We start from the raw sequence: 23,187 nt of genomic DNA, 5'->3' as shown, positions 1-23,187 counted from the left end.
AAAGTACGTCGACGCCCCACCGGACCTCCCGATGATTGCAAGCCGCACACGACAGCGCCTCAAGGAAGAGTGGCTGCTGTGGCTGTTCGCGGCACTGGCGATCGTGCTGGCGGTGCTCGATCCGCAACCGCTGGCGAGCTACCGGCGCTGGCTGCAGCTGCCTACGTTGGCCGGCCTGATGGGCCTGTTGATCGCGATCCAGGGCATCCGCGACAGCGGCCTGGTGCAGCACGCGGCCGTGGTCGTGGTGGCACGGGCGCATTCGCTGCGCAGCCTGGGCCTGCTGCTGGTGTCCGCGACGGCGCTGCTGTCGATGGTGCTGACCAACGACGTGAGCCTGTTCCTGATCGTGCCGCTGACCCTGGCGATCGGCAACGTCTCCAACCTGCCGGTGCTGCGCATGGTGGTGCTGGAGGCGCTGGCGGTGAACGCGGGCTCCACCCTGAGCCCGATCGGCAACCCGCAGAACCTGCTGCTGTGGCAGCACTCGCAACTGCCGTTCCTGCATTTCGCGGCGGCCATGCTGCCGGCGGCGGCGGCGATGTTCGTGCTGGTGGCGGCGTTCACCTGGTTGTGGCTGCCGCGCGACCGCGTGGCGTTGAGCCCGGAACGGATCGACGGCATGGTGGCCTCAAGCCGCCTCGGCGCGTGTTCGATCGTCGCACTGCTCGGCATGGTGCTGCTGATGGAATACGGCCAGGCGCCGCTGGGTGCCCTGCTGTTGCTGACGCTGTTCGCGCTGCTGGCGCGGTCGAGCCTGGCGCGGATCGACTGGTTGCTGCTGCTCACGTTCGCCGCGATCTTCCTGGGCCTGGGCCATTTCGCGAACCTGCCCCTGGTGCACCAAGCGCTGGACCGGCTCGACTTCGGCCAGCCGCTGACGCTGTACGCCAGCGGCATCGTCGCCTCGCAGCTGATCAGCAACGTGCCGGCGACGGTGCTGCTGCTCGAACGCACGCCCGACGCGATCGCGCTGGCGGTGGCGGTGAACGTGGGTGGCTTCGGCGTGGCGATCGGTTCGCTGGCGAACCTGATCGCGCTGCGCCTGGCGAAGCAGCCGCATGGCCTGCGGCTGCTGCACCTGGTGTCGATTCCGTTCCTGCTGGTATGCGCGCCGCTGGTGTACCTGGTCTGGCGCTGGCTCGGCTGACGTCAATCGTCGTCGTGCGGCACGCTGACCTTGCCCTTCACACCGGAGTGATTGACGTCGCCGCTGCCCTTGGCGCCGAGGCTGAAATCGCCGCCGACATCGCTTACGTCAAGGTCGCCGGAACCCAGCGTATCGGCATGCACGCTGCCGCCGACGTTGCGCAGGGTGACGTCGCCCGAACCGATGCTGCCGATGCGGGCGTCACCCTTGATGCCTTCGGCCTTGAAGTCGCCGGAGCCCACCGAACCCAGGTCCAGGCTGCCGATGTCGGTGGCGTCGACGTCGCCCGAACCCACGCTGGTGGCGAATTTGCCGGAAACCTGGCGCACGTGCAGGTCGCCCGAGCCCACATTGGTTTGCAGCTGCTGCACGCCGTTGATGTCGGCGTCGCCGGAGCCCACCCGCACGGTGACCGGCAAGTTCGCCGGCAGTTGCACGGTGACGTCGAGGCTCGAATAGGAATTGCCACCGAACAGGCTGAAACTGAAACTGCCGGTGTTGCCGATATCGATCAGCAACTGGTCGCCTTCGCGCCGCTGGGTGACCTGCAGTTTATCCAGCATCGCCTGTTCGGAGGCGCAGGCGCGGCCGGTGAGAGTGAGCCCCTTGGCGTTGTCGCTGCCGGTCAGGTGCAAGTCCTGGCTGTTCACGTCGATCTGCACGCTGCGCACGCCGGCCAGGTCGAGCTGCAGGTTGCGCGGTGCTTCGTACTTGCACGGGCTGGCAGCGAAGGCGGCGATCGGAGCGAGCAGCAGGGCTGCGGTGAGAAGACGGCGCATGGAACTCTCCTGGGGTTGTTGTCGACCTGCCTGAGATGCGGCCGGCGGCCAAAGGGTTGCAAGAGGGTTGCACGCATGACGGGAGCATGAACGCGCCGGTCAACGTGCCGAGGCCGGCCGCGTTCTCCAGTCTACCTACCAAGGAGACACACCATGCACCGCAAAACCATGCTTGCTTCCGCGCTGGCCGTGCTGATCGCCGGATCGACCTCGTTCGTGATGGCCCAGAATACGCCGCCCCCGCCGTCGTCAGCGCCTCATGCGGTGGTCAACAAGGAAGTCCGCGTGATTCGCGGCGACCGCGACCGTGACCACGGCATGCGCATGCACGGCTTCGACCATCAGCGCAACGGCGTGATCGGCGATCTGCGCGGCCTGGAGAAGTTGTACATGCAGGCCGGCCGCAGCAAGGAGATGGCGTCGGTCTACAACGACGTGCTGGCCAAGTCGCAGGATCCGCGCGTGCGCGACTACGTCTACAAACGCCTGGCCCGTCTGCAGGCGCAGCCGGCCAACGTCGACCAGGCGATCGCCACGCTGCGCAAGGGCCTGGACGAAAACCTGGCCAACGAGGCGAAGATGCGTGCCGAGCACGAGAAGATGCGCGCTACCTGGCAGCAACACCATGCCGACAAGACGGCACCAGTAGCCAAGTAACTTCCACGAAAGTCCGCCACGACCCTGCGCGATGGCCTGGCGCCATCGCGCAGGCTCAGGGTTTGCGTTCCGTCCGCTTGGCGCGCTGCCACAGCTGTTCCTGTTCGCCCAGCGTGCGTTCGCCAAACGCCGTGCCGTCGGCCGCCGCCAGCTGCTCCATCTGCCGGAAGCGCCGTTCGAATTTCGCATTCGCATGCCGCAATGCCTGCGAGAAGTCGACGCCAGCGTGGCGCGCCAGGTTCACCATCACGAACAGCACGTCGCCGATCTCGTCCTGCAACCGCGCCGGGTCGGCGCCGTTGGCGAACTCCGCGCGCACCTCGTCCACTTCCTCGGCCAGCTTGGCCAGCACCGGCGCGGGATCGGGCCATGCGAAGCCGCTGGCCGCGGCGCGCTGCTGCAGCTTCTGCGCGCGCTTCCATTCCGGCAGCCCGGCCGAGATGCCCGCCAGCGCGCTGGCGTCGGCCGGCTCGCCCTTGTCCGCGCGTTCGGCCGTCTTGATCTCTTCCCAAGCCTGCATCTGCGCCGCCAGGTCGGCATAGCGCACGTCGCCGAAAACATGCGGATGGCGCCGCAGCATCTTGGTGCTGATCGCGTGGGCGACGTCGGCAAAATCGAACAGGCCTTGCTCGGTCGCCATCTGCGCATGGAACACTACCTGCAGCAGCAGGTCGCCCAACTCGTCGCGCAGGTCGGACCAATCGCGACGGTCGATCGCATCGGCGACCTCGTAGGCTTCCTCGATCGTGTACGCCGCGATCGAGGCGAAATCCTGCTGCACGTCCCACGGGCAACCGCGCTCGGGATCGCGCAGCCGCGCCATGATCGCAAGCAAGTCGTCGAGGCTGTGCCGGACCGGCTCGCTCATGGCGCCTGCAGCCGTGCCGGCCAGTCGATGCTGCCGTCGCCGACGGCGATGAATTCGGGGTTGAGCAGCGACTCACCACGGTTGTAGCGGAACGGTAGACCCACGAGGTCGAGCACCGCGCCGCCAGCCTCATCGAGCACGCACTGCGCGGCGGCGGTATCCCATTCACTGGTGAGGCCGAGGCGCAGATAGACGTCCGCCTCGCCGCGCGCGATCAGGCAGAACTTCAGCGACGAGCCCAGCGGCACCAGCTGGTAATCGCTGCCGATCAACTGCTGCAACACGCTGCCCTGCGCGCCGCCATGCGAACGGCTGCCAGCCACCACCGGTGGCTGCGCCAGTGGACGCGTGCGCAGGCGTTGCCAATCGCCGCCGGCCTGCGTCTGCAGCCACGCACCCTGACCGTGTTCGGCGGCGTACAGCTCGCCGGTCACCGGCGCCAGCACCACGCCGAGCACGCTGCGGTGATCGTCGATCAAGGCGATGTTGACGGTGAATTCGCCGTTGCGCTTGACGAACTCGCGGGTGCCATCGAGCGGATCGACCAGCCAGTAGCGCGACCAGTGCCGGCGCTCGGACCACGGCAGCGCCTTGGCCTCTTCCGAGAGTATCGGCAGCGGCGGGTCGAGCCGGGCCAGGCCGGCCATGATGACCTGCTGGGCAGCCAGGTCGGCGGCGGTCAGTGGCGACGCGTCCGCCTTGGTCTGCACCGCGAAATCGCTGTGGTAGACATCGAGAATGGCCGCGCCGGCGGCACGGGCGATCACGCCGACCTGCCGGGCCAGTTCGGGTGGAGTGTTTCCGGGCGGCGTGCTCATGTGCGCGTGAAGCGCCCGGCGAGATACTCGCGGGCCATGAACAGCGCGGCGATCGAACGCCCCTCGGTCACGTCGTCGCGGCCAAGCAAGGTGTGCAGTTCGGACATCTTCCACGGCACCACTTCGAGTTCTTCCGGCTCGTCGCCGACCAGCTTCTCGGGATACAGGTCCTGCGCCAGCACCACGTGCGCCATGTGCGTCATGTACGACGGCGACAGCGACAGGTTGTGTAGGATCTTGAGCTTGTGCGCGCCGTAGCCGACCTCTTCCTTCAACTCGCGCTCGGCGCCCTGCTCGGCGGTCTCGTCCTGGTCCAGCCGGCCCTTCGGCAGGCCCAGTTCGTAGCGACCGAGTCCGCCGGCGTACTCGCGCACCAGCAGGACGGTTTCATCGTCCAGCATCGGCACGATGATCACCGCGCCCAGGCCGCTGCCCTTCAGTCGCTCGTAGGTGCGCCGTTCGCCGTTGGCAAACTCCAGGTCGAGCTGTTCGACGTGCAGGAAGTGGCTGTCGCTGACGTCGCGCGTGGCGTGGATGATCGGTAATTTGCGCATCGGGACATTCTAGCTCGCACCGCTCAGCGCCGCAGGCGCTGCAGGGCCTGCGCGTGGATCGCCGGCGTGCCGGCCAGCACGCTGCGCGTGTCCAGCGTCAGCGGCACGCCGTCCAGGTCGGTGAACACGCCGCCGGCTTCGCGCACGATCACCGCCAGCGCGGCGATGTCGAGGATGTTCACGTCCGACTCGATCACCAGATCCAGGCTGCCACGCGCCAGTAGGTGGTAGTGGCAGAAATCGCCGTAGCCGCGAATCCGGTTGCTGTCGCGGATCAGCGCGCCCAGCGCGGCCCAGCGTGCGTCGCCAGTGAGCGTCTTGACGTTGCCGGTGGAGACCGAGGCCTGTGCCATTTGCGCCGTGTCCGCCACGCGCACGCGCTCGCCATCGAGCCACGCACCGTCGCCGGCGCTGGCCCACATCGTCTCGCCGTAGACCGGCGCGCTGGACACGCCGAGCACGAGCTCGTCGCCGTCCATCAGCGCGATCTGGGTGGAGAAGAACGGCGTGCGCCGCACGAAGCTCTTGGTGCCGTCGAGCGGATCGACCAGCCACAACAGGCCCCCGCGTTCGCCGTCCAGGCCGAACTCCTCGCCATAGATCGACGCCTGCGGCAGCGCCGCCTGCAGCACTCGCCGGATCGCCTGCTCGGCCTCGCGGTCGGCGATCGTGACCGGGGTCGCGTCGGATTTCAGCTCCACCTCGACGCCGCGCCGCCAGTAGTGCGTGATCACCTCGGCCGCGGCTGCGGCGGCCTCGCGTGCGGCTGCCAGGGCCGTTGCGGCGATATCCGGGTTCATGCTCGTCTCGTGTCCTTCATTTCGTGGATGGAGCGGGCGCGCTGCCAGCCAGTCCGCCGCGGCGCTGGATGTGCACACTGCCGTCGGCCGCCGGCGGACCCAGCGTGGCCAACCAGCGGCGCAATGCCGGGCCAGTCTGTCGGGCGCGCAGCGTCGCGTCCAGTCGCCAGCCAAGCGGGCTCAGTTGCAGTTTGCCATCGACGTGCAGCGGGCCGTGCCCGTCGTCGTGTAGTTGTGCCCGGATCACCCCACCCTGCGCGCTCGCCTGTGCCTGCAGCGCACCCAGCGCCACGTCGCCGTCGTGTGTGTGCATGAGCGCTTGCGGCCATTGCGCCTGCGCCTGCAGTTGCATGGGCCAGCCGCCCTGCAGCAGGGCGTGGTCGATCGTCACTTGCAGTTCGCCGCGTGGCTGCCCCCATGACGACATCGGGCCATGAACCCATGCCGAGAGTTCTGCACGCACACTCGCGCCGCTCACTTCGATCTGGCCGTCCGGCAGCCGCTGGGCTCCGCCGGAAAACGCGAGTCGAGGTCCCTCGAACTGCAACTGCAGTCGTACCTGGCCGAGCAACGCTCGTCGCGACAACTGCCACTGCAGTTGCCCCAGCATCTGCCCGTCGGCGGCCACCACCTCGCCGGCCCGACCATGCCACACCGTGCCTTGCACCTGCTGCAGACGCAGCCCGTGCAGTTGCGGCCCGATCCACGGCATCGCCCAGCGTGCCGGCAGGAACCACAGCAGCACGGCCGCGGCCAGCGCCAGCGTGCCGAGGCCGATCAGGCATTTTCGCAGTGACTTCAAGCGTCGATTCCCGGGAGGAGCGATGTGCGGACTTGAGCGCCCGTGGCGCAGGGTCGATGATAGCCGGATGAACAACCCCGCAAGCGGCAACGCCGCGCTCGCCGCGCGCGACCTGCGACACGTCTGGCACCCCTGCACGCAGATGCACGATCACGAGAGCGTACCGATGGTGCCGATCGTGCGCGGCGAAGGCGCCTGGCTGATCGACGCCGACGGCCGGCGCTACCTGGACGGCATCAGTTCGTGGTGGACCAACCTGTTCGGCCACGCCAACCCGCGCCTCGCCGCCGCGCTGGCCGAGCAGGCGCGCACGCTGGAACACGTGATCTTCGCCGGCTTCACCCACGAACCGGCGATCGAACTGGCCGAGGAACTGGTGCGGATCACGCCGCCCGGGCTGGATCGGGTGTTCTACGCCGACAACGGTTCGGCGGCGATCGAGGTGGCGCTGAAGATGAGCTTCCACTACTGGCTCAACCAGGGCCATGGCGAGAAGACCCGCTTCATCGCACTGACCGGCAGCTATCACGGCGAGACGCTGGGCGCACTGTCGGTGAGCGACGTGGCGCTGTATCGCAAGACCTACGCACCGCTGCTGCTGACGCCGTTCCTGGCGCCGTCGCCGGACGCCTATGAAGGCGAGCCCGGCGAGTCACCGGAACAGACGGCCAAACGCCGCCTGGGTGAGTTGCGCACGTTGCTGGAACGCCACGCACACGAGACCTGCGCGGTGATCGTCGAGCCGCTGGTGCAGTGCGCCGGCGGCATGCGCATGTATCACCCGAGTTACCTCAGCGGCCTGCGTGCGCTGTGCGACGAATTTGCGGTGCACTTCATCGCCGACGAGATCGCGGTGGGCTTCGGCCGCACCGGCACGCTGTTCGCCTGCGAACAGGCCAGCCCTGAGCCCGGTCGAGGGGCCTGTCCCGAGCCGGGTCGAAGGGCCGGCGTGACACCCGATTTCATGTGCCTGTCGAAAGGCCTCACCGGCGGCTTCCTGCCGCTGTCGGCGGTGCTCACCAGCGAGCGGATCTACCAGGCGTTCTACGCCGAGTACAGCGCCGGCAAGGCGTTCCTGCATTCGCACAGCTACACCGGCAACCCGCTGGCCTGCCGGGTCGCGCTGGAGACGCTGGCGATCTTCCGCGACGAGCCGGTACTGGAGCGCAACCGCCAGCTGGCCGCACACCTGGCCCGCCGGCTGGCGCCGCTGCGCGCGCATCCGCACGTCGCCGACGTGCGCCAGACCGGCATGATCGCGGCGATCGAGCTGGTCGCCGACAAGACCAGCCGGCGACCGTATCCCGCGGAGGAACGGCGCGGTCTGCGTGTCTACCTGCATGGTCTGCAGCACGGTGTGCTGCTGCGCCCGCTCGGCAACGTGGTGTATTTAATGCCGCCCTACGTGGTCGACGCATCGGAGATCGACCTGCTGGTCGATACCGCGATCAGTGGGATCGAGCGCGCCGTGGCAAGCTGAAGCGCAGCCGGTTCAGTGCCCGCGGGCGGTGATGCGGGGGTCGAGTTTCTGCAGTGCCCGGCCCAGATCGGGTTCGCCCGTGCGCTGCAAGTCCTGCTGACTGTAGCTGCGCCCGGCCACCGGCAGGCAGTGTCCCTTCTTCGCCGGAATGTGGCTGCCGGTTTCACGGATGCAGTGGCGCTCATCCGGCCGCGCGGCCTGCTGCGTCGGCTGCTGGCTGGACGGTTCGGCGGACGGTGGTGAAGCCGGGAAATCCTGTGCCAGCAGCATGGTGCTTGCGCCGCAGCCTGCCAGCAGCATGGCGGAAACGAAAACAAACCGGGACATGTGACCTCCGCTCGCAGGTGGCGGATGCGGCGAGCGCGCATGGGGAGTGCGGCCCATGCTGATACGGCGTGTCAATTGGCGCAAGCGGCAGCGTCCGGTCGTTGCTCACGCGTTCATGCCGGGTGCGCGTCGCGCTATGCTGGGCGGCCGCTCCCGCCCAGCATGTTCCGATGCGCACGATCCGTATCTACGTCGACCAGCCACTTGCCGTCTCCGACGAACTGAACCTGCCGACGCAGGCCGCCGAACACGTGGCTCGCGTGCTGCGCATGAGTCCCGGCGACCCGCTCACCGTGTTCAACGGCGACAGCCACGACTACGCCGCGGTCATCGTCGCGACAGGCAAGCGCGAGGTGACCGTACGGATCGAATCGAAGCAGGCCTTGCAGAACGAGTCGCCGCTGCCGCTGACCCTGGCCCAGGGCGTGGCTCGCGGCGAAAAGATGGACCTGATCGTGCAGAAGGCGACCGAGCTGGGCGTGGCGCGCATCGTGCCGCTGCTGACCGAACGCTCGGAAGTGAAGCTGGATGCCGCCCGCGCGGAAAAGCGGCTGGCACACTGGCGGGCGGTGGTGGCCAGCGCCTGCGAGCAGAGTGGCCGTGCGCGCCTGCCCGAGATCGCCCCGGCGCTGCCGCTGCCGACGTGGCTGGACGGCCTTGCCGATGATGGCGCGCTGCGCCTGGCCCTGCTGCCGGAAGCCGGCCGCTCATCCCGCGAGCTGCGATTCACCGCGGCCGGCGGCCTGCTGGTGGTCGGCCCGGAAGGCGGCTTGGGCGAGCGCGATATCGGTGCATTGACGGCCGCCGGTTTCGATGGCCTGCGGCTGGGACCACGCATCCTGCGCACGGAAACCGCCGGACTGGCCGCGCTGGCGGCACTGCAGGCCTTGCACGGCGACGGCTAGTCCGCCGTCTGCCGGCCGCCGGGTTTCAGCCCTCCAAGTCGGACGACTCCGTGGATTCCGCCGGTTCGGCATCGTCGAGCAGGTCCAGCAAGGTGGCTTCGATCCATTCCAGGTCGGGGATCATCGCCACGTCATCGCGCACCAGCACGTGCGCGCGCACGCCCGACGGCAGCGGCTTGCCGTCGTGGGTGGGAATGATCAGCTCCGCGTTCAGCGTGGTCAGACGCGGGAAACCCTGGGTCAGCACGGCGATGAACGGCAGTTTCGGATCGCCGCCGAGCGCCTTCAGCACGGCCACGCGCACACTCAGCTCGGCGTCGCCCTCTTCGGTGCCGGCCAGCTTGGTGAACGACACCAGCGGTACGCGCCAGCCGCGCCAGGCGATCCGGCCGAGCAGCCAGTCGGGTGCGCCGGCCACCGGTTCGGGTGCGCTCTGGATGATCACCTCGGCGATGGTGGCATTGGGCAGCAGCAGGCGCAGGTTGCCGACCGGCACCAGGACGCAGCGGATTTCACGCGGCAGCGGATCACTCATGGAAACACCTCGATCAGGTGCGCCGCCAACTCGGGCGGCGTACCGGAAAAACTGACCAGTCGTTCGGCGAAGATTCCGCTGACCATGTCGGCGAAATGATCGCCGGACGACGACTCTACCCAGACCTGGCCGCCGCGATCATGGATCGCCTGCGCACCAGCCACGGCATCGTTGCCACGCCCGGCAAACACGATGGCCAGCGCATCGCGGCCGAACGCGTTGGCGGCCATGGTCAGGCTGGCATCGATCGACGGTTCCTGTTCCCCGTCGGCGCCGCTCGCCTGCAAGTCGATGCTGCCGTCACGGCGCAGCCGCACCTGCTGCCCGGCCGGCACCAGCAGTACCTCACCGGGCCCGGCGCGACCGCCCCTGGCCAGCCGTACCGGCAGCGTGCAGTTCGCGGCAAATTCCGCCACCAGCGACGCATCCGACTGCCCACCCAGGTGCTGGGTAAGCAGGAAGGTCAACCGCGTCGATGCCGGCAGCGCCGCCAGGAACGTACATACCGCATCGATGCCGTCGATGGCGGCGCCCAGCAACACGACCCGGCTCAACGCGCCGCCAAGTTCGTCGAGCACCATCTCGTGCTCGTGCACGTACGCCTGCGGCGCAATGGCCTCTTCCATCGACACCAGCTCAAGGCTCATCCTCGGTTCGAGGTCGGCGGCAACCGCCTCGACGTCGGGCGCGAGGAAATCGGCAGCACTCAACTTCTGGATCCCGAACACCGCAGCGTCCAGCCTTTCGTCAGCCTCGGATGCAATCTGCGAAGCATCCTCGTCCACCAACGCCCAGCCTTCGGGTGCACGCACGGGCAACGCGCCGTCGGCCATCACCGGCGACGCTGCCGAAGCCGGTATCGCGGCAATCGAAGCGTCCGTCAGCGATGACAAGTGCAGGTGATCAATCTGGAACGCCGCTGGCGTCACGCCCGACAGGGCCGGGGCCGATCCTGCGGAAACCGCCGGTAGCGGCGGCGCCGCTGCCGGCGCGCCGAAGTTTCCATCGTGCAGGGGTGGCGGCTCCTCGCCGCCGACAAAACGCAGGCCGGGACCGGACTCCGCGTCGTCATCTGCCGGCAGTTCGCCGGAAGCCAGCAAGGCTTCCAGTTCGGCGGCCAGGTTCTCCGATTCCGCCGCCGCGATCTCCTTGTGCTGGCCATCGAGGTCATCGTGTACCAGAAAATCGGGCTCCAGGTCGGAATCCGCCACCGGCCCGGCAGCTGCCGCCGCGACGGGTTCGGCGAACGGCTCCGCCGCTGCCTCGGCAACCATCGGCCGTACAACTGCTGCAACCGCGACCGCTGTCGTCTCCGGCAATGCATCCGTCGGCGCCGCGACGGCAGGGGCATTGTTTGGCCGCGGCGGGTCGATGTCGCCCTCCGCCATCACCTTGACCGCCAGATGGCGCGCCCAACGCGCGCGATCCCAGCCGACCAGCGCGCGGCTGGCCTGCGCATCGTTGAAGACCACCCGCGGACGATCGTCGTCGATCACCTCGTACAGGCGGTCGAGTGCGTCGTCGGCGCTGTCGTCCAGGTTGACCACCAGCACGTCGGCGCCCACCCGCTGCAGCAATTCGCGACTGAGACTGGATACCCCGCCTTCGTGCACGATCCGCGCGCCACGTTCGCACAGCGCTTCGCGTAGTTGGCCGCCCAGCTCGGTGTCGTCAAACAGCAAGGCAACCGCAGGAGCCATGTCAGTCATGAATCGGCTCCACCGCACGCTGCTCCAGCACCTCCCCGATCTGCACCAGCAACTCGGCCTCCTGGTACGGCTTGCCGAGGTAGCGGTCCACCCCGATGTCGAACGCACGCTGACGATGCTTGTCGCCGCTACGCGAGGTGATCATGATGATCGGCACGTCGCGCAGTCGCGGATCCGCCTTCATGTGGGTAGCCAGCTCGTAGCCGTCCATGCGCGGCATCTCGATGTCCAGCAGCATCAGGTCCGGCACGCGCTCGTGCAGTTTCTCCAGCGCATCGACGCCGTCCTTCGCCGTGCTGACTTCGTATTCGTGACGCTCCAGTACGCGGCTGGTGACCTTGCGCATGGTGATCGAGTCGTCCACCACCATCACCAGCGGGCGCACCTGCACTTCCTCGATCACCGGCGCCTGGACCGCGCTGAGGCCTTCGGCCAGGCGCTGCTCGCGGCGGATCATGCCATGACGCACCAGCGGCGCCAGATCCAGAATGATCAGCACCGAGCCGTCACCCATGATGGTCGCGCCGAGCAGACCCGGCACCGAGCTGATCTGCGGGCCGACCGACTTCACCACGATTTCGCGTGAACCGAGCACCGCGTCGATGCGGATCGCCGCGCGCAGGTCGCCCGCACGGGTCAACAGCAGCGGCTGCTGCTCGTCCTCGGTCGGCAGGCCCGGCGGCAGGCCCAGCAATTCGGCCAGGTCATGAATGCCGTACGCCTCGTTGCCGTACTCGAACGACGGCTCGTCTTCGGCCATCAACTCGACCAGGTCGTCCGGATTGACCCGCGCCACGCCCTGCACCGAGGTCATCGGGATTGCGAACGTGGCCTCGCCGATGCGCACCAGGATCGCCTGGGTCACTGCCAGAGTGAACGGCAGGCGCAGGATGAAGGTAGTGCCCTTGCCTTCCTCGGACTCGATCGACAGCGAACCGCCGAGTTGCTTGATCTCGTTCGCCACCACGTCCATGCCGACGCCACGACCGGCCAGCTGGGTGACCTGGCTGGCGGTGGAGAAGCCGGTCTGGGTGATCAGCGAGAGCAGCTGGTTGTCGGTCGGCTTCGTCTCCGCACGCAGCAGCCCGCGTTCGATGCCGCGCTTGCGGATCGCCTCGCGATTCAGCCCGCGGCCATCGTCGCTGACCCGCACCACCACCTCGGTGGCCTCACGCGCGACCGTGATGTGCACCGCGCCTTCGGCCGGCTTGCCGGCCTTGCGGCGTTCGGCCGGGGTTTCGATGCCGTGCGCGATCGCGTTGCGCAGCATGTGCTCGAACGGCGCCTTGATGCGGTCGAGCAGGTTGCGGTCCATTTCGCCGTGGGCGCCGTCCACGTGGAGCTGGGCCTGCTTGCCCTGCTCCTGTGCGGCCTGGCGCAGCGTGCGGCGCAGGTTCGGCACCATCGTGTCGAACGGCAGCATGCGCGTGCGCAGCAGACCGTCCTGCAGCTCGGTACTGACTCGTGACTGCTGGATCAGCAGGGTCTCGGCCTGACGGGTCAGCTCGTCCAGCATGTTCTGGATCGACACCAGATCGGAGACCGACTCGGCCAGCGCACGCGAATACTGCTGCAGCTGCGAGTAGCGATCGAGCTCGAGCGGATCGAACGCGGTCAGGCCCGCTTCGCGATGCTCGCGCTGGAAGCGCGCGATGATCTGCGCCTCGGTCTCGATTTCCAGCATGCGCAGCTGGCTGCGCAAACGTGCGACGGTCTGTTCCAGCTCGACCAGGTTGAAACGGTAGCCGGCGACCTGCTGCTCCAGTCGCGAACGGTAGATCGCCACTTCGCCGGCGTGGTTGACCAGGCTGTCGAGCAGGTCGGCGCGGACACGGATCTGTTCCTGCGAGGAGCGTACTTCCTCCTCCATTTCCGGCATCAGCTCGGGCAGCTCGAGATCGCCCGCCACGGAAACCGTCGGCGACGGTGCGGCCGGAACCGGCATGGGCGCCGGCATCGGGGACGCCTCCTGCACCATGTCGTCGGCCAGCGCGGTTTCGCCGGCCAGCGCCAGCAGATGGTCGATCATGGCTTGCGGGTAATCGGTCGCATGGCCTTGCGCCACTTGCTGCACCAAGGCGTGCAACTGGTCGAAGCTGGCCTCCAGCGCGGCGATCAGCGGACCGACCTTCGACGCATCGCGGATCGGCTTCTCGAGCAGGGTCTCGGTCGCGTGAGTGAGATCGCCCACCGGCACCAGGCCGGCGATACGCGCACCGCCCTTGAGCGTATGCAGGTCGCGTTGCAGTTCCGACACATGCGCCAGCTCGGTCGGTTCGGCGTGCCACTGCGCCAGTACGTCGTCGGCGTGGTCGAGGATCTCGCGTGCCTCGTCGATGAAGACTTCCAGCAGGTCGGCGTCGATCTGGCCGGACCCGGCCAAGGCGTAGGCAGGCTCCTGCACCACGGTACCGGATGCTTCTTCCGCCGCACGACTTGCTGCGGCCCGTTCGGCCGCTGCCTGTTGCTCGGCTGCCAGCTTTTCGGCGGCGACCTGCTCGGCTGCAGCGCGCTCCGCCGCCAGCTTTTCGGTGGCCGCTTGTTCTGCTGCAGCCCGCTCGATTGCCAATTGTTCGGCCGCGGCCTGTGCTGCCGCCGCCTGCTCGGCGGCCAGCTTCTCCGCCGCAGCTTGCGCTGCTGCAGCCTGCTCGGCCACCAGCTTTTCGGCAGCTGCCAGCTCGGCAGCCGCTTGTTCGGGTTCAAAGGCGCCGAGTGCCGCCACCAGCTCGGCGGTCACCTTGGCGTGATGTGCTTCGTCCGGGTGGACATTCACTGCTTCGCCGGCATCAGCCGGAATCCCGGCGGAGGTCGCCTCGGCCTGCGCCGCCGTGGCCTCGACCATACCGGCCTCCAGCGAGGCGGCCATGATCGCCTGATCGACGCCGGCGTGATCTGCCGCGGTGACGGTCTCCACCGGCTCAGCCTCATCGGCCTGCGGTTCGAACACGACGTGCGCCACCTTCGACTCGGGGTAGTGGTCGCGCATGCTGGTGATCTGCGCGGTGAGCGCGTCGACGTTCGGCAGTTGCGGCTCGGCCACGTCGAACTGGCCCATCACGTGATCGACCACGTCGACCGACTGGCCCAGCAGCCGCACGCCATCGGACGACAGCGGCAGGTTGGCGGCGCGCAGACGCTTGAACAGGCCTTCCAGCGGCGACAGCAGCTGCGTCAGCAACGGGATATCGACCATCGCGATCGCACCGTGCAGTGTGTGCACGGCGCGCAGCAATTCTTCGCCGATCGGCAATTCGTCGTCACTGCGCTGGATCGCGGCACGGATGGTCTGCAGGTACTGCGCCACCTCGCTGCGCAGGATCTCCAGCAGCACCGGGTCCACCGGCGGCATCACCGGCATCGCCATGCCGTGCATGGCTTCGGCCGGCTCATACGCGGCAGCGGCGCTACCCGCATCGGTCACGGCTGCCACCGGCACGGCTGCCGCCGCCGCGTCGAGGCGCGGCACGCGCCGACGCACGATGCGGCGCACCGTTTCCATGGCCTGTGGTGCATGGTCTTCCAGGCGAGCCTGATTGCCGGCAGCGAGCTGCTCGGCAGTGTGCATGATCGCGCTGAGCGGTACGTTCGGGGCACCCTCGCCCTTGAGCGCGGCCAGCAGCTGCGGCAACGCATCGATCGCGTGCCGCACCAACGCCTGCACGTTCGCGTTCGGCTCGATGGTGTTGTCCAGCACGCGGTTGAGCATGTCCTCCACTTTCCACGCGAATTCACCCAGCGCGCCGGCGCCGACCAGGCGACCCGAGCCCTTCAGCGTGTGGAACGAGCGGCGGATGCCGACCAGCGACGATGTCTGCGTGGGATCGGCCAGCCAGACCTTCTCGGCGCTGCGCAGGTTGTCGATCTCTTCCTGCATCTCCTCCAGGAAGATCTCGCGGATATCGTCGTCGATACCCTCCGCGTTGACGTTGAAACTGGTGTTCGTCGCCAGCGCATCGCGCACCGGCACCTGTTCGATCACCTCTTCCTCGACTTCGATCCAGTCGCCGTCGTCCTGCTCGTCGAACCCAGTGTGCTCCAGCTCGGTCGGCGGCGCGGTCGCCTCGGTCGGCGTCAGGCGCAGTCCATCCAGATCGTGGGCGGACGCGACGGGCGCCCCGCTGTCGCCGACGAAGAGGTGGGCCAGATCGTCGCCCGGCATCAGGCTGACGGACTCGGACAGCTCCGGATGCTCCTCGTCTCCGCTCGCGAGCTCGGCAGGCGTTGCCGCTTCGAACACGAAGGCCGCCGCGGATGTCGCGCGTGCCGACGGCACCGGCCAGTAGCCGAGCAGGCCGAGGCTGTGTTCGGCCACGTCGAGGATGTGTTCCAGGCCACCGCGATGCTCGCGTGCGGCCTCCAGGTAATACTCCAGCGCCGCCAGCGCATCCGCCAGGTGGTCCATCTGCGCACCGTTCGGCACGCGCCGGTCTTCCAGCAGTTCGTAGCCGATGAAGCGGCCCACGCCCTGGGCCAGCTCGGCCGGTCGCGGCGACGACAGCATGCGCATGGCACCGGCGACCTCGTCCATCAGGCCCGGTGCGCCGGCCAGTCGATCGTGTTCCCAGCCGGATTCGACGAACGCGACGATCGCGTCCTTGACCCTGCCGGTATTGGCAATCGCTTCCTGCATCAGCGTGGTGACGACGCCCAGCGCCTCGCTGCGTGGGAGGGCGTGCATCGTTTCGCCGGTACCTGCCTCGTCCTCGGAACCCAGGCTCTCGATGTGATCGTCCAGCGACGCCTCGACGTAGAGCAGGGCACCGGCCACGTCGAGCAGGGTTTCCTCGTCGGCCGCACGCATGCGGTTGGCGATCTCATCGAGCACCCGTCGCTGCTCGGTGACCACACGGCGCGGCACCGCCAGCGCCAGCATGCCCAGCGTATCGCCAACGCGCTCGAGCACTTCGCCCTGCGCGGCCAGCTGTGCGGGATCACCGTTCTGCTGGCGCAGGAACAGGTCCAGCGCCTCCTTGACGCGCAGCAGATCATCCTTCAGTGCGCGCGACACCGAGTCGAGCAGCGCGCGATTGTGCCCGGCCATCGAGCCGCGGGCGTGTTCCAGTTCGCCGGCATCGGGCAGCAGGCCGTCCAGCGCGTAGGTGCTGCGCAACAACTCCATCTGCGGGCTGCGCTGCTTGGCCTGGGCCACGATGTAGAGCAGCTTGCAGGCCACGTCGTCCGCATCGCCCCCGCGCAGGCTGTCCTCGCCCTGCTCGATCAGCAGGCGGATGTTGCGGTCGACCTTGCCGATCAGCTGGCGGATCTCACCGGCATAGCCTTTCAGTACACCCTGTTCCAGGCCTTCCAGCACGCCGGCGGCGATCCACCACAGGCGCCGGCCATGCACGTGATGGCAACGCGCGGTGATCGCCAGCAGGGTCTTGCGCATGTTGACCAGCTGCTGCGCGGCATTCTGCCCGCGGAACCAGCCGAGCAACTGCTGCTGGAAGCGCAAGCGCAGGTCCACCAGCTCGCCGCGGTGCGCCTCGGCGTACGCCTCGCTCATCGCCGCGGGTGCCTGCTCCGGCAGGAACGCGTCGAGGTTGGGATGGAACATCGCCGATTCGGGCAACGGTTCCTGTTCGCGGCTTGCACGCAGGTCGTTGAGCAGCGGCAGCAGCACCACCGGCACGTCGCGGTGGCCGCTGGACAGCCGTTCCAGGTAGTCGGGCAGCTGCATCAGGCCGCGCATCAGCGCGGCGTAGGCTTCCTCGCGATAGGCGACGTGATCCTCGAGCAGGGCGAGGGCGAGCGTCTCCATCTCCGCGGTCACCATCGCCGCGCCGTACAGCTCGACCATCTGCAAGGTGCCTTGCACCTGATGCAGGTGATCCGCGCAGGTGCGCATGTAGTCACGCTTGCCCGGATTGTCGACGTACGACTCCAGTGCCTCGCGGGCGATCGACAAGGTGTCGTCGAGCTCCGGCTTGACCCACTGCAGCGTGGTGAAATCGATGTGGTCTTGAAGTCTCATGCGCCTCTCTCAACGGTTGCACCACGCAAGCATCCTGCAACCAGCGAGACTGCCCCCTGTCTTGTGCTTTTCTCAATCGGGCCAGGAATCAGCCCGGCCGATGTCAACCCGGTAACTTGAAATGCGCCACCGAGCGCCGCAGGTCGCTCGCCAACTGCGCCAGCGTACCGATCGAGTCGGCCGTCTGGCTCGCGCCCTGCGAGGTCTGCGAGGTGATCTCCTGAATCGCGTTCATTGACACCGAAATATCGGTCGCCGCCGCCGACTGCTCACGCGCCGCGGTAGAGATGTTCTGAATCAGCGCGGACAGATCGTGCGAGACGCGCTCGATATCGCCCAGCGCGCTGCCGGCGTCCTCCGCCAGGCGCGCACCGGCGACCACCTCGGCGGTGGTCTGCTCCATCGAGTTCACCGCTTCGTTGGTATCGGACTGAATCGTCTGCACCAGCGTCTCGATGCGTTTGGTCGCGCTGGTCGAGCGTTCCGCCAGTCGCTGCACTTCGTCCGCCACCACCGCGAAGCCGCGGCCCGCCTCGCCGGCCGAAGCCGCCTGGATCGCCGCGTTCAACGCCAGGATGTTGGTCTGCTCCGCGATGTCGTTGATCAGTTCCACGATCGAGCCGATCTCCTGCGAGGATTCGCCCAGCCGCTTGATGCGCTTGGAAGTCTCCTGGATCTGGTCGCGGATCGAGTCCATGCCCGAGATCGTCTCGCGCACCACCTCGGCGCCGTGCGAGGCGATCTTCACCGAGCGCTCGGCCACGTCGGCCGACTCGGCGGAGTTCTTCGACACGTCATCCATCGAACTGGCGATCTGGTTGATCGCCGAGGTCGCGGTGCTGATCTGCTGCGCCTGCTGCTCGGCCGCATTGGCCAGGTGGCGGGCGGTGGTCTGGCTTTCCTGCGCCGAGGACGACACCTGCTCGGAGGTTTCGTTGATGGTGGTCACCAGGGATCGCAGCTCGTCGATGGCGTAGTTCACCGAGTCGGCGATCGCGCCGGTGATGTCCTCCGACACCGTGGTCTTCACAGTCAGGTCGCCTTCCGCCAGCGAGCCCATCTCGTCCAGCAGACGCATGATCGCCTCCTGGTTGCGCTGGTTCAGCTCGGTACTCTGGGCGAACCGGCGACGCTGGTCGCGCACCAGGGTGATGACCAGCAAGAGGGCGAACGCCACCGCGGCAATCGCACCGAGCAGGCCCCACCACACGTTCGGGAACAGCCGGCGCAGCGGCAGCTTGCCGATCTGCTCAGACAGGTCGTTCGCGCGCAACAGCACGGTCTGCGAATCCAGCGACGCCTGGTTGCCCGCGCGCTTCACATCGGCAATGTTGCCGGCGGCGGCGACCAGCTTGGCCACCGGGTCGGCCAGCTGGGCCCAGCTGGTGTCCATGTCGGTGAGGATCTTGCGCGCATTGGCGTCATTGATCGGCCGCACGCCGCTGTCGGGGTTGCCCTCGATCAGCCCCTTCAACACGTTGCCGTACAACTGCGCATCGCGGGACAGGCCGTCGGCTGCCGACTGGGCGCTGTCGCCACCCTGCAACACTTCCTGCACGCGGCGGATGATGCGGTCAGCGGACAGCATCTGGCGCGAGGTGCCCAGCATCTGTTCGGAGCTGCCGTTGCGCTGCTGCAGGATGTTGACCACCTGCTCCATGCTCGAGTTGAGCAGGGGCATCTGCTGCGAAAGGGTGCCGGCGCGCTGTCCGGAATCGAGTACCACCGCCCTGTTGGAGAGGATCTTGCCGATGTCGGCATCGAGCTGTTTCCAGGAGGCGTCGAGCGCGCTCACGGCACGGCCGGCGGGCGTGACGTTGCTGTCCGAGTACGGCTGCATGCCGCTCGCGGGATCGCCCTTGATCAGCCGCTGCACGGCGGAGTCGATGGCGTTGCGGGTGGATTCGAGCTCCTTGAAGGAGTCGGTGTTGCCGTCCGCCGATTCCAGCGCGAATTTCGCCGTCTGCTGTGACAGCACCTGGATCTGCGTGGTCAACGCGATCGCCTGACGATCCTCACCGTTCTTCTGGTTGAGCAGGAAGAAGTCCAGCGCCGCGAAGCCGATCGCAATCAGCAGCAGGACAATGAGTGCGGTGTAACCGCGTTCCCTGCTGACGCCCCCTGTAGTGCTCATGTTCACCTCATCCGTCTAACTGATTACGCCGCCAGCCCCGCCGAAGCGAGCACTGGCCAGGGAATGCTTGTCCCAAATTTCCGGCCCACGCGGGCACCGGCCCTTCATGTCACTGCGGCCTGCCCCGGCGTCAGGCCGCGGCCTGCCGGAAATCCGGTGCGCGCACCAGCCGGCTCATGCTGAAAATCGCCAACTGCTGCTCACCCACCCGGCTGTCGACGAAACGTGCGAGTCGCGGATCGTCTTCATGCCCCGCCCCGCGCCGTTGTTCCTCGTCCACCGTGCGCTGGCCGAACACCTCGTCCACCAGCAGCGCCACGTTGCCACCGCCCTGGCGCACCACCAACAGGCGGGCGCGATCGGTGTGCTGCGTGCGCTCGCCGAACAGGAAACGGCCGAAATCGATGACCGGCACCAGGTTGCCTCGCACGTTGGCCACGCCGAGCAACCACGGCTGGGTGCCCGGCACCGGGGTCAGCACCGGCACCGCCAGCAACTCGTTGATCTCGTCGATACCGCTGACCAGCAGGCGCGAACCTACCCGGAAACCGATCCCGCGCCACAACCCGGGCGCCTCGAACTTGTCCTGGGTATCCGACGCATGTCCCAACGACAGCCGCTCGTAACGGGCCAGGATCTCGAAGGGAGTGCGGTTGACGGGCTGGTTCATTTCTCGCTCGGCAGCAATTCGTTGATGCAGGCCAGCAGCTCTTTTTCGTTCACCGGCTTGGTGATGAACGCACGGGCGCCCTGGCGCAACCCCCACACACGGTCGGTTTCCATCGACTTGGTGGTGATCATCACGATCGGCACGTTCTGGGTCTTCGGGTCGCGCGTGAGCGTGCGCGTGGCCTGGAACCCGTTCATGCCGGGCATGATCACGTCCATGATGACCAGATCGGGAAGATCGGTGCGCACGCGCTCGATGCCTTCCTCGGCGGTGCTGACGGCGGCGACCTGGTGTCCGGCCCGTTCAAGCAGCGTGGTGAACACGCGCACGTCGGTCGGCGAGTCGTCGATGATAAGAATAGTGGCCACAGGTCCCCCTCAGAATCTGCAGTCAGTGGCTCGATACCGTACTGACGTGGCGATGGATGGCACCAAGCAGTTCGTCCCGCGTGAACGGCTTGGTCAGATACTGCTCGGCACCGACGATGCGGCCACGCGCCTTGTCGAACAGGCCATCCTTGGAAGACAGCATGATCACCGGCGTGGCGCGGAACTGCGGATTGTTCTTGATCAGCGCGCAGGTCTGATAGCCATCCAGCCGCGGCATCATGATGTCGACGAAGATGATGGCTGGCTTCTGGTCGGAGATCTTGGCCAATGCCTCGAAACCGTCGACGGCGGTCAACACCTCGCAACCCTCTTTTTTCAGCAGGGTCTCCGCCGTACGGCGGATGGTCTTCGAGTCATCGATCACCATGACCTTGAGACCAGCCAAGTCATTAGCACTCATGTTCAAATCCACTTACTCCCCCTGCGGCCCGCCCCGAGCTCAGGAAAGGCACCAAAGACATGCAACAGCCATGCCGGATGGTGCGCATGTAAAAATGTCGAAAAACGAGCCACCGGCAACCGCTCTGTGGCGGCGAATCCGATGGCTTTGCTGTTTACTGCCTGCCCGCCGAGACTGTCAAGCGATAATCACCCGTGCTGCCTGCCGGTCGCACAAGGTGACCCATATTGGCACCATCTGGCTACCGGTGACAGCGGCCGAGACGTCAGGCTCGTCGCAATTCGACGGCTCGACGACCATCCGCCTTTAATATAGCGGCCTGACGATGCCTGCCCGCCCCACGAGCCACCACCCACGGAGAACCATGATGACCCTTTCGGTCGGCGTGCTGATGGATCCCATCGGCGCGATCAAGATGGCCAAGGACACCAGCCTCGCGATGCTGCTGGAGGCCCGGCGCCGCGGCCACTCGCTGCACTACTTCGAACAGGGCGACCTGGCGCTGCGCGACGGCGAGCCATGGGGGCGGATCGCCCCGCTCGACGTGTGCGACGACCCGCAGCAGTGGCACACGCTGGGCCCGGCGCAGTGGCGCGACCTGCGCGAGCTCGACGTGGTGCTGATGCGCAAGGACCCGCCGGTCGACGCCCAGTTCATCTACGACACGATGGTGCTGGAAGCGGCCCAGCGCGGCGGCGTCACGGTGGTCAACGACCCGCGCTCGCTGCGCGACTGCAACGAGAAACTGTTCTCGTTGGAATTCCCGCAATGCACCGCACCGGCCCTGGTCGCGCGTGATGTGAGCGAGCTGCGTCGATTCACCGCCGAACACGGCGAGGTGGTGCTGAAACCGCTGGACGGCATGGGCGGACGCGGCATCTTCCGGGTCCAGGCCGGCGACAGCAACCTCAATTCGATGCTGGAGACCCTGCTTGGCGGCGGTGCTCACGGCGAGGGGCGGCAATTGGTGGTCGTGCAGAAATACATTCCGGAGATCAGCGCCGGCGACAAGCGCATCCTGGTGGTCGATGGCGATCCCGTGCCGTATGCGCTCGCGCGCATCCCGCAGGGCGACGATTTCCGCGGCAACCTCGCGGCCGGCGGTCGCGGCGTCGGCGTGCCGCTGTCCGAGCGCGACCGCTGGATCGTCAGCCAGGTGGCGCCCGAACTTCGCCGGCGCGGCCTGCTGTTCGTGGGCCTGGACGTGATCGGCGACTACCTGACCGAGATCAACGTCACATCCCCGACCTGCGCACGTGAACTCGACGCGCAGTTCGGGCTTAACATTGCCGGCCAGCTGTTCGACGTCATCGAGCAGCACGTCACCGGAAACCGCAAAGAGTGAGCGCCACCCTAACCGTCAGTTCTCCACCCGACCCGATCGGCGCCACCCTGCTGTTCTCGCTGCTGCTGCATGGCGTGCTGCTGCTGGGCATCACGTTCCACTTCGTGAAGCCCACGCCCAGTCTGCCCACGCTGGACGTGACCCTGGTCAACGTGGCCAACCAGCAGGCGCCGGACAAGGCGGATTTCCTGGCCCAGGCCAACAACACCGGCGGCGGCCGGAGCGATCGCGTCGCGCGGCCGTCGGAGCTGTTCTCCGGTGCGATTCCGAAGCCCGACCCCGGCATCGCGGCGCAACCGGTCGAAGCCACCATGCCGCGGCCGCGCGAGGCCACCCCGACCCGCATGGTCACCACCCGCGGCGCCACCGATTTTCGCGTGACCAGCGACACCGCACGTACCCAGGTCGATCCGCAGGAGCAAGCGCCCACCGCCGAAGAACTGAAGCGCCAGCAGGCGATCGCCCAGCTCGCCGCCGAACTGCGCCAGAAGAAGGTGGACTATGCCAAGCGGCCGAAGGTCAAATACCTCACCGCCAGCACCCGGGAATACGCGTACGCCGCCTATATGCGCGGCTGGTCCGACCGCGTGGAGCGGGTCGGCAACCTCAACTACCCGGAAGAAGCGCGCCGCCACGGCCTGCATGGCGACGTGCTGCTCACGGTGGTGCTCGACCTCGACGGCAGCATCAAGAGCATCAACGTGATCCAGAGCTCCGGGCAGAAGGTGCTGGATGCCGCTGCCGAGCGCATCGTGCGCCTGGCCGCACCGTTCCCGCCGGCGCCCAGAAGCACGGAACGCATCGACGAGCTCAACATCACCCGCACCTGGCGCTTCCAGCCGAACAACGTGCTGCAGACTCGCTGAACGGGGGCGTCGACCTTCTGCGCAC

At 67.4% G+C, this 23,187-nt stretch carries 20 protein-coding genes; 6 read left to right on the top strand and 14 right to left on the bottom strand.

Annotation, left to right across the window (positions count from 1 at the left end):
- The first annotated feature begins 31 nt into the window (after nucleotides 1–31).
- On the top strand, nucleotides 32–1,150 hold the full coding sequence (locus ABD024_RS04135; protein WP_343849983.1) for an SLC13 family permease: 1,119 nt from the start codon (nucleotides 32–34) through the stop codon (nucleotides 1,148–1,150).
- Nucleotides 1,151–1,152: 2 nt separating this feature from the next.
- On the opposite strand, the gene ABD024_RS04130 is transcribed toward ABD024_RS04135, so the two are convergent.
- Complete coding sequence (locus tag ABD024_RS04130) at nucleotides 1,153–1,929, bottom strand: DUF4097 family beta strand repeat-containing protein (RefSeq protein WP_343849981.1); 777 nt, start codon at nucleotides 1,927–1,929, stop codon at nucleotides 1,153–1,155.
- A gap of 153 nt (nucleotides 1,930–2,082) precedes the next feature.
- Here ABD024_RS04130 and ABD024_RS04125 point away from each other — a divergent pair, with 153 nt between their 5' ends.
- Nucleotides 2,083–2,586: a YfgM family protein gene (locus ABD024_RS04125; RefSeq protein WP_343849979.1), complete on the top strand. Its 504-nt coding sequence runs from the start codon at nucleotides 2,083–2,085 to the stop codon at nucleotides 2,584–2,586.
- 55 nt (nucleotides 2,587–2,641) lie between these two features.
- Here ABD024_RS04125 and mazG read toward each other — a convergent pair whose 3' ends face one another.
- The 5 genes from mazG to ABD024_RS04100 are packed head-to-tail and all read right to left on the bottom strand — an operon-like array spanning nucleotide 2,642 to nucleotide 6,428.
- Nucleotides 2,642–3,454, bottom strand: a complete 813-nt coding sequence (gene mazG, locus ABD024_RS04120; protein WP_343849977.1) for a nucleoside triphosphate pyrophosphohydrolase — start codon at nucleotides 3,452–3,454, stop codon at nucleotides 2,642–2,644.
- Nucleotides 3,451–4,272: a 3'(2'),5'-bisphosphate nucleotidase CysQ gene (gene cysQ / locus ABD024_RS04115; RefSeq protein WP_343849975.1), complete on the bottom strand. Its 822-nt coding sequence runs from the start codon at nucleotides 4,270–4,272 to the stop codon at nucleotides 3,451–3,453. Before cysQ ends, mazG begins: the two co-directional genes overlap by 4 nt.
- Nucleotides 4,269–4,826: an ADP compounds hydrolase NudE gene (gene nudE, locus ABD024_RS04110; protein ID WP_343849973.1), complete on the bottom strand. Its 558-nt coding sequence runs from the start codon at nucleotides 4,824–4,826 to the stop codon at nucleotides 4,269–4,271. Before nudE ends, cysQ begins: the two co-directional genes overlap by 4 nt.
- Nucleotides 4,827–4,849: 23 nt before the next feature.
- A complete protein-coding gene (locus tag ABD024_RS04105; RefSeq protein WP_343849971.1) occupies nucleotides 4,850–5,626 on the bottom strand; it encodes an inositol monophosphatase family protein in 777 nt (258 codons plus the stop codon).
- Nucleotides 5,627–5,642: 16 nt separating this feature from the next.
- Nucleotides 5,643–6,428 carry a type II secretion system protein N gene (locus ABD024_RS04100; RefSeq protein ID WP_343849969.1) on the bottom strand — a complete coding sequence of 262 codons (786 nt, stop codon included), beginning with the start codon at nucleotides 6,426–6,428 and terminating at the stop codon, nucleotides 5,643–5,645.
- 67 nt (nucleotides 6,429–6,495) lie between these two features.
- On the opposite strand from ABD024_RS04100, the gene ABD024_RS04095 reads away from it, so the two are divergent.
- Nucleotides 6,496–7,908, top strand: a complete 1,413-nt coding sequence (locus ABD024_RS04095; protein WP_343849967.1) for an adenosylmethionine--8-amino-7-oxononanoate transaminase — start codon at nucleotides 6,496–6,498, stop codon at nucleotides 7,906–7,908.
- A 12-nt stretch (nucleotides 7,909–7,920) separates the two neighbouring features.
- Here ABD024_RS04095 and ABD024_RS04090 read toward each other — a convergent pair whose 3' ends face one another.
- Nucleotides 7,921–8,235 (bottom strand): hypothetical protein, encoded by a 315-nt coding sequence (locus ABD024_RS04090; protein ID WP_343849965.1) that lies wholly within the window; start codon nucleotides 8,233–8,235, stop codon nucleotides 7,921–7,923.
- Nucleotides 8,236–8,405: 170 nt separating this feature from the next.
- Between ABD024_RS04090 and ABD024_RS04085 the strand changes: the two genes are divergently transcribed.
- Complete coding sequence (locus tag ABD024_RS04085) at nucleotides 8,406–9,140, top strand: 16S rRNA (uracil(1498)-N(3))-methyltransferase (protein ID WP_343849963.1); 735 nt, start codon at nucleotides 8,406–8,408, stop codon at nucleotides 9,138–9,140.
- A gap of 25 nt (nucleotides 9,141–9,165) precedes the next feature.
- Here the strand turns inward: ABD024_RS04085 and ABD024_RS04080 are convergent, their stop codons facing one another.
- The 7 genes from ABD024_RS04080 to pilG all read right to left on the bottom strand — a co-directional run bounded on the left by ABD024_RS04080 (nucleotide 9,166) and on the right by pilG (nucleotide 20,951).
- Nucleotides 9,166–9,675, bottom strand: coding sequence for a chemotaxis protein CheW (locus ABD024_RS04080; RefSeq protein ID WP_343849961.1), 510 nt, complete (start codon nucleotides 9,673–9,675; stop codon nucleotides 9,166–9,168).
- A complete protein-coding gene (locus ABD024_RS04075; RefSeq protein ID WP_343849959.1) occupies nucleotides 9,672–11,384 on the bottom strand; it encodes a chemotaxis protein CheB in 1,713 nt (570 codons plus the stop codon). Before ABD024_RS04075 ends, ABD024_RS04080 begins: the two co-directional genes overlap by 4 nt.
- On the bottom strand, nucleotides 11,377–17,358 hold the full coding sequence (locus ABD024_RS04070; protein WP_343849957.1) for an Hpt domain-containing protein: 5,982 nt from the start codon (nucleotides 17,356–17,358) through the stop codon (nucleotides 11,377–11,379). The genes ABD024_RS04075 and ABD024_RS04070 overlap by 8 nt, the downstream gene beginning before the upstream one ends.
- A gap of 103 nt (nucleotides 17,359–17,461) precedes the next feature.
- Nucleotides 17,462–19,492 carry a methyl-accepting chemotaxis protein gene (locus ABD024_RS04065; RefSeq protein ID WP_343849954.1) on the bottom strand — a complete coding sequence of 677 codons (2,031 nt, stop codon included), beginning with the start codon at nucleotides 19,490–19,492 and terminating at the stop codon, nucleotides 17,462–17,464.
- Between the two features lie 130 nt (nucleotides 19,493–19,622).
- Entirely contained in the window at nucleotides 19,623–20,162 is a 540-nt protein-coding gene (locus ABD024_RS04060; RefSeq protein ID WP_343849952.1) for a chemotaxis protein CheW, read from the bottom strand.
- Nucleotides 20,159–20,530 carry a response regulator gene (locus ABD024_RS04055; RefSeq protein WP_343849950.1) on the bottom strand — a complete coding sequence of 124 codons (372 nt, stop codon included), beginning with the start codon at nucleotides 20,528–20,530 and terminating at the stop codon, nucleotides 20,159–20,161. The genes ABD024_RS04060 and ABD024_RS04055 overlap by 4 nt, the downstream gene beginning before the upstream one ends.
- Nucleotides 20,531–20,552: 22 nt before the next feature.
- Nucleotides 20,553–20,951 (bottom strand): twitching motility response regulator PilG, encoded by a 399-nt coding sequence (gene pilG, locus ABD024_RS04050; protein ID WP_056389115.1) that lies wholly within the window; start codon nucleotides 20,949–20,951, stop codon nucleotides 20,553–20,555.
- Nucleotides 20,952–21,318: 367 nt separating this feature from the next.
- Here pilG and gshB point away from each other — a divergent pair, with 367 nt between their 5' ends.
- Nucleotides 21,319–22,296: a glutathione synthase gene (gene gshB, locus ABD024_RS04045; RefSeq protein WP_343854488.1), complete on the top strand. Its 978-nt coding sequence runs from the start codon at nucleotides 21,319–21,321 to the stop codon at nucleotides 22,294–22,296.
- Nucleotides 22,293–23,162: an energy transducer TonB gene (locus tag ABD024_RS04040; RefSeq protein ID WP_343849946.1), complete on the top strand. Its 870-nt coding sequence runs from the start codon at nucleotides 22,293–22,295 to the stop codon at nucleotides 23,160–23,162. Before gshB ends, ABD024_RS04040 begins: the two co-directional genes overlap by 4 nt.
- Nucleotides 23,163–23,187 lie beyond the last annotated feature (25 nt).

This window comes from Rhodanobacter soli, from assembly GCF_039523495.1.
GTDB lineage: Bacteria > Pseudomonadota > Gammaproteobacteria > Xanthomonadales > Rhodanobacteraceae > Rhodanobacter > Rhodanobacter soli.
Note: the sequence above shows the minus strand (reverse complement) of the source record. Positions and strands in the feature narration are given on the sequence as shown.

Bases quoted from the DNA above. Each gene is read 5' to 3' on its own strand.
- ABD024_RS04135 (WP_343849983.1), top strand. From the start codon at position 32: ATGATTGCAAGCCGCACACGACAGCGCCTCAAGGAAGAGTGGCTGCTG.
- ABD024_RS04130 (WP_343849981.1), bottom strand. From the start codon at position 1,929: ATGCGCCGTCTTCTCACCGCAGCCCTGCTGCTCGCTCCGATCGCCGCC.
- ABD024_RS04125 (WP_343849979.1), top strand. From the start codon at position 2,083: ATGCACCGCAAAACCATGCTTGCTTCCGCGCTGGCCGTGCTGATCGCC.
- mazG (WP_343849977.1), bottom strand. From the start codon at position 3,454: ATGAGCGAGCCGGTCCGGCACAGCCTCGACGACTTGCTTGCGATCATG.
- cysQ (WP_343849975.1), bottom strand. From the start codon at position 4,272: ATGAGCACGCCGCCCGGAAACACTCCACCCGAACTGGCCCGGCAGGTC.
- nudE (WP_343849973.1), bottom strand. From the start codon at position 4,826: ATGCGCAAATTACCGATCATCCACGCCACGCGCGACGTCAGCGACAGC.
- ABD024_RS04105 (WP_343849971.1), bottom strand. From the start codon at position 5,626: ATGAACCCGGATATCGCCGCAACGGCCCTGGCAGCCGCACGCGAGGCC.
- ABD024_RS04095 (WP_343849967.1), top strand. From the start codon at position 6,496: ATGAACAACCCCGCAAGCGGCAACGCCGCGCTCGCCGCGCGCGACCTG.
- ABD024_RS04090 (WP_343849965.1), bottom strand. From the start codon at position 8,235: ATGTCCCGGTTTGTTTTCGTTTCCGCCATGCTGCTGGCAGGCTGCGGC.
- ABD024_RS04085 (WP_343849963.1), top strand. From the start codon at position 8,406: ATGCGCACGATCCGTATCTACGTCGACCAGCCACTTGCCGTCTCCGAC.
- ABD024_RS04080 (WP_343849961.1), bottom strand. From the start codon at position 9,675: ATGAGTGATCCGCTGCCGCGTGAAATCCGCTGCGTCCTGGTGCCGGTC.
- ABD024_RS04075 (WP_343849959.1), bottom strand. From the start codon at position 11,384: ATGACTGACATGGCTCCTGCGGTTGCCTTGCTGTTTGACGACACCGAG.
- ABD024_RS04070 (WP_343849957.1), bottom strand. From the start codon at position 17,358: ATGAGACTTCAAGACCACATCGATTTCACCACGCTGCAGTGGGTCAAG.
- ABD024_RS04065 (WP_343849954.1), bottom strand. From the start codon at position 19,492: ATGAGCACTACAGGGGGCGTCAGCAGGGAACGCGGTTACACCGCACTC.
- ABD024_RS04060 (WP_343849952.1), bottom strand. From the start codon at position 20,162: ATGAACCAGCCCGTCAACCGCACTCCCTTCGAGATCCTGGCCCGTTAC.
- pilG (WP_056389115.1), bottom strand. From the start codon at position 20,951: ATGAGTGCTAATGACTTGGCTGGTCTCAAGGTCATGGTGATCGATGAC.
- gshB (WP_343854488.1), top strand. From the start codon at position 21,319: ATGACCCTTTCGGTCGGCGTGCTGATGGATCCCATCGGCGCGATCAAG.